Origin of the sequence: Nocardiopsis halotolerans DSM 44410, assembly GCF_000341065.1 — a bacterium.
Classification (GTDB): domain Bacteria; phylum Actinomycetota; class Actinomycetes; order Streptosporangiales; family Streptosporangiaceae; genus Nocardiopsis; species Nocardiopsis halotolerans.
Genome location: NZ_ANAX01000022.1, coordinates 1 through 4,716 on the forward strand (window position 1 = coordinate 1; position 4,716 = coordinate 4,716).

A 4,716-nucleotide genomic window follows, 5' to 3' on the forward strand; every position below is an offset into this window, starting at 1 on the left:
CCTCGGCCAGTTCCCTGCGGCGTTGCTCGTGGTCGACGATCTTGGGCACTCCCCTTTTCTAACACACTCGTGCTATTTTATTTGTCACAGACGTGCGAGAAAAAGTGACGGGAGTTCCCATGCCGCCCCTGGACGTCCTGCTGCCGGTCGCCGGACTGGCTCTACTCGACACGCTCAGCCCCGCAACCATCGGTGTGTCGCTGTACGTGTTACTCAGCGGGGCGCGTTCGGTGGCCCGCCCGCTGCTGGCCTACCTGGGCACCGTCGCCCTCTTCTACTTCGCCCTGGGCTGCGCGCTCATGCTCGGCTTCGGCTTCCTGTTCGAGGCCCTGGGCGGCCTCGCGGACCATCCCGCCGTGGGCTGGGCGATGGTGGTGCTGGGCGGGGGCATGCTCGCCTACGCCCTGTTCATGCCCGACAAGCCGCGCGGGCAGCGCAGGCCCGCCTCACTGCGCACCGGCGCGATGGTCGGGCTGGGGCTGGCCACCGGCCTGCTGGAGGGCGGAACCGCCTTCCCCTACTTCGGCGCGGTCGGCATCATGACCACCGCCGAACTGTCCCCCGTGGTGTGGGTGCCCATGCTCGCCGCCTACAACGTCGTCATGGTGCTCCCGCCGATCCTGCTCTACCTGGCCCACCGCGCCCTCGGCGAGCGGCTGCGCCCCCGCATGGAACGCTGGCGGACCAAGGTGGAGTCCGGCTCACGCGAGGCCATGGGCTGGATCATCGGCATCGTGGGCTTCCTGGTCCTGCGGCACGGCGTGGTGGTCACCGGGATCCTGGAGGGAACCGCCGTCAGCCTCGGCGGTCTCTGACCGGAGGACCCGGGCGCGACGCGGCGCCAACCGCAGGTGGAGCCAGCACCACCCCCGGTCCACACCCCTGCGGCCCTGACCAGGGGCGCGGACGAGCGTAGTTTCGGGGCCATGAACGCGACCCGCCTCCTTCACCGGCTTCTGGCCGACACCCGTCACAGTCTGCTCGGCCTGCCGATGGCCCTCGTCTCCTTCGTGGTCTGCCTGACGGGCCTGGCCGCCGGGACGGGCACCGCCGTCGTCGGTGTGGGCCTGTTCCTGCTGGTGGGAACCCTGTACACCGCACGCGGGTTCGCCCACGTCGAGCGCGTCCGCCTCACCGACCTGGTCGGGCGGCCGGTGGTGCGCCGCCCCTACCGCTCCCCCGCTTCCGGAGCTGGTCCCCTGCGCCGGGCCCTGGCCCCGTTGTCCTGTCCGCAGAGCTGGCTGGACGCCCTGCACGCGGTGGTGTACCCGCCCGTGTCCGTGGTCGGCTTCGCCCTCGCCACCACCTGGTGGACGGGCGCCCTGGCCGGGCTGCTCCACCCGCTCTGGGGCTGGTCGCTGTACACCATCCCCGGCTACACCGGTGTGGGCGCCTACGTGCTGCCGGAGTCCCCGGTGCTGGCCACCACGGTGGTCCACATGCTCGGCGGCGCGCTGTTCGCCCTCACCCTGCCCCTGGTGGTGCGCGCGTGCGCCCACGCCCAGGCCACGCTCGGGCGTGCCCTGCTGCTGGCCCCCGAGGACCCCAGCGTGGGAGTCCACACCGCCGTACCCGACCCTCGGGGGGTGACGCGTCCCGCACCGCGCCCGGACGCGGGTGCTCCACACGTGCCCACGGTGGTGTGAGGCCCCGACCGGAACCCCGGAGCGGGTCCTCGTCCCGGAACCCGCGGCAGGGCCCCGCCCTCGGGGTTCGGGCGAGTCCACCCCGGAGGACCTACCCCCTGGTTCCCCGTGGTGTGGGACGCCCCACCCTCATGCCGTCCCGGGTGATCGCCGCGTCGGTCGGTGGCCGGTGAGCCAGGCGGCGGCCGCGGTGGCGACCAGCATGGCGGTGAGGGGAATCCAGGGAACCGCGGGCGGCCACTCGCCCCAGGCCCACAGGGCCGCCAGCATCGCCACGCCGCCTCCGACCAGGCCCAGGAGTCCGGCCGGAACGGTGAGGGCGAGCAGACGTGCGGCGGCCATGGCGCGCAGGAACCGGGGCCGGGCGCCCACCGCCGCCATGACGGCGTCGTCACGGGCGTGCTCGGCGGAGGAGAGCGCTCCGGCGATGGCCGCGGTCCCCACCGCGGTGGCGGCGGCCAGTGCCATGAACAGCCACAGCACGGAGGCGATCTCCCGGCTGTCGTAACCGCGTTCGACGTAGAGGTCGACCTGTCCGCCCAGGTGGCGGTTGGCGGACGCGCGGGCCGCCTGGACCTGGTCGGGGGTGGGTTCTGTGCCGGTGACCAGCAGGGCCCCGCGGACCGGGGTGCTCAGCAGATCGTGTTCGGCCAGGGTCTTCGGTGAGATCAGGGCGTGGGGCAGCCGCTGTACGGGTTGCCCGGTGACGATGACCTCGGCGTCCATCTCCACGGCCTCTCCGGAAAGGTCGACGCCCGCTACCAGCCGGGCCTGTCCGGGGCCGTGTCGCAGTGCGGGATCGGTCAGGACGACCCGGCCGCCGCGTAGGGCCCGCAGGGCCCGTTCGCGCTGGTCGGGTTGGGCGAAGCGCGCGGCGACGAGGTCTTCGTCGGCCACCGCGACGTCCTGGATCGGGGCGATGCCCGCGCCCAACTCCTTGGGGCACTGTCCCGGGGCGCTGTCGCGGGGAGGCCGCGCGCACCGGCGCGCGGGGTTGTCCAGGGTCAGGCGCAGCGGACCGTCGCCTGTGGGCATCGCGGCGTGGGAGAGCCGGATGACGCGCGCGCCGCCCAAGGCCTGGGTCACCGGCCGCAGCGCGGCGTCCTCGGCGGGCAGGGGGCCGTCCAGCATGGCCTGACCGTCCAGGAGGCGGGGCACGTAGGTGCGGGCGTTGTGCTGGTCGGCGCTGTGCAGGAGCACTCCGGCCACCGACGCCGCGGCCGTGACCGCGCAGACCGCCACCGCCAGGGGCAGTGAACGCGACGGACTGCGCGCCGGGCCGCGCAGCGCCACCCGCGCGCGTACTCCAAGTTGCGCGGCGAGCGCCGCCAGGGCCCGCAGCATCAGGGCGCACGAACCGAGGAGTCCGAGCGCGTAGGCGAGGGCGCCCGCTCCGGCCAGCGGGATCATCCCCACGGCGATACCGACGACCATGACCACCAGGCCCACCGCGGCCAGGAGCGGCCACGCCCACGTCCGGCGTTCGCGGACCGCGGGAGGAGGCGCGTCGCGCAGTGCCGCCACCGGACCTCGTCGTGCCACCGACCATGCCGGGAGCCACGCCGCGACCAGGCCCGCCACCAGGGCCAAAGCCACGATCCAGACGAGCTGGTCGGGGCGGATCACCGGCGGCCCCCAGGAGGCGCCCACGAGCTGCTCCCCCAGCGGTTGGGCGGCCAGCGCCAACACCACACCCACGGCGAGCCCGGCCAGGGCGCCGGTCGCGGCCACCAGCACGCCGTGGGCCAGCACCACCCGGCGCAGCTGGGTCGGGCGGGCCCCGGCCGCGGACAGCAACCCCAGTTCCCGGCGGCGGCGCTGGGCGGTGAGGGTGAACACCGCCGCGGCCAGCAGCCCGACCTCGCCCAAACCCAAGGCGGTGAACAGCAGCACCGCGCGGTCGTCGTCGCGCGTGGTGTCCTCGGCGGCGGGAGCCGCACCCGGGGTGGGGCCGGGGGTGCGCGGGTCCACGGTGAAACCGTGCGGGCCCAGCAGCTCCACCAGCGCGGGCTCGTCCATGCTCGGGGGAAGTCCGCCGACCAGCCACGGCCCCGCACCCTCGCGCGGCGTGTCCAGCGCCGGATCCGTGGGCGAGCCCACGAGGAAGTCGCGGTCGTGGTCGGTGGGGTCGAGGACCAGACCGGTGATGGTGACGGTGTGGTCCTCGCCCACGCCCACCTGGTCACCGCCCCCCATCCCCCGAGTGCTGCCCAGATGCTGACTCACCAGCACCTGGCCACCGCGTTCGGGAACCCGCCCGGCGGTGACCTCCAGCAGCCCCTCCGTCAGGGGGTCGGACAGGTCCACCAGCGTCACCGAGGTGGGCACCGGGCCGTGCGAGGTCTGGAGGGAGACCACGGAACCAGCGGCCCGGAGGATCCGCGTCCGCTCGGGCAGCACCTGGCGCAGCGCCCGTGCCGAGGCTTCCTCCGTTTGGGACAGCACACGCGCCTGGGCAGCGCCCATGGCCGCGACCCTGTCCTCCTCAGGGGTGGGGATGGCGGTGCTGTAGAGGATCTGCACCAGCACGGCGACGGCCACCGGCAGCCCCAGCAGTCCCGCGCCCAGCACCGAACGCCTGCCGTCCTGGCGGAGCATGCGCCAGGCCAGCGTCAGGCTCACACGCCCCCTCACCGCGCGTCCCCCGTGGCCGGGCTCAGCACGCCGTCGCGCATGACGAGCACCCGGTCGGCCAGGGGGAACCACTCCTGGTCGTGGGTGCCCACCAGCACACCGGCGCCGTGTTCACGCGCACGGGCGACCAGGGCCTCGCGCACCGCCCCCGAGGAGGCCGAGTCCAACGCGCCGGTGGGCTCGTCGGCCACGACCAGTCGACGGGAGCCGATCAGCGCGCGGGCGATCGCCACCCGCTGTCGCTGGCCACCCGACATCTGCTCCGGGTACCGGTCGGCCAGCTCGGCGACGCCCAGTTCGTCCAACGCCGCGCGCGCACGCTGGCGTGCTTCACGTGTTCCGTCCAGCTCCAGTGGAAGCGCGACGTTCTCCTGGGCGGTGAGCACGCTCAGCAGGTTGTACTCCTGGAACACGTAGCCGATACGGCGGGGGCGCC

The 4,716-nt window shown here is 74.1% G+C and carries 5 protein-coding genes (1 of these 5 only partly in view); 2 read left to right on the plus strand and 3 right to left on the minus strand.

The genetic code is table 11. The features are described 5' to 3' along the window. The first annotated feature begins 119 nt into the window (after positions 1–119). A complete protein-coding gene (locus D455_RS0101410; RefSeq protein ID WP_017568976.1) occupies positions 120–815 on the plus strand; it encodes a GAP family protein in 696 nt (231 codons plus the stop codon). 111 nt (positions 816–926) lie between these two features. Further along, positions 927–1,646, plus strand: a complete 720-nt coding sequence (locus tag D455_RS28855; RefSeq protein ID WP_017568977.1) for a sensor domain-containing protein — start codon at positions 927–929, stop codon at positions 1,644–1,646. 129 nt (positions 1,647–1,775) lie between these two features. Here the strand turns inward: D455_RS28855 and D455_RS0101420 are convergent, their stop codons facing one another. The 3 genes in view from D455_RS0101420 to D455_RS35760 are tightly spaced (at most 8 nt apart) and all read right to left on the minus strand, a layout consistent with a single transcriptional unit that may run on beyond the window. Beyond that, complete coding sequence (locus D455_RS0101420; RefSeq protein WP_017568978.1) at positions 1,776–4,268, minus strand: FtsX-like permease family protein; 2,493 nt, start codon at positions 4,266–4,268, stop codon at positions 1,776–1,778. An 8-nt stretch (positions 4,269–4,276) separates the two neighbouring features. Next, on the minus strand, positions 4,277–4,693 hold the full coding sequence (locus D455_RS35755) for an ABC transporter ATP-binding protein (protein WP_017568979.1): 417 nt from the start codon (positions 4,691–4,693) through the stop codon (positions 4,277–4,279). Then, positions 4,611–4,716: the final stretch of an ATP-binding cassette domain-containing protein gene (locus tag D455_RS35760; RefSeq protein WP_338037805.1), read on the minus strand. The gene runs 287 nt beyond the window's last position; the window shows 106 of its 393 coding nt (coding positions 288–393); its start codon lies beyond the right edge, outside the window; its stop codon occupies positions 4,611–4,613. Before D455_RS35760 ends, D455_RS35755 begins: the two co-directional genes overlap by 83 nt.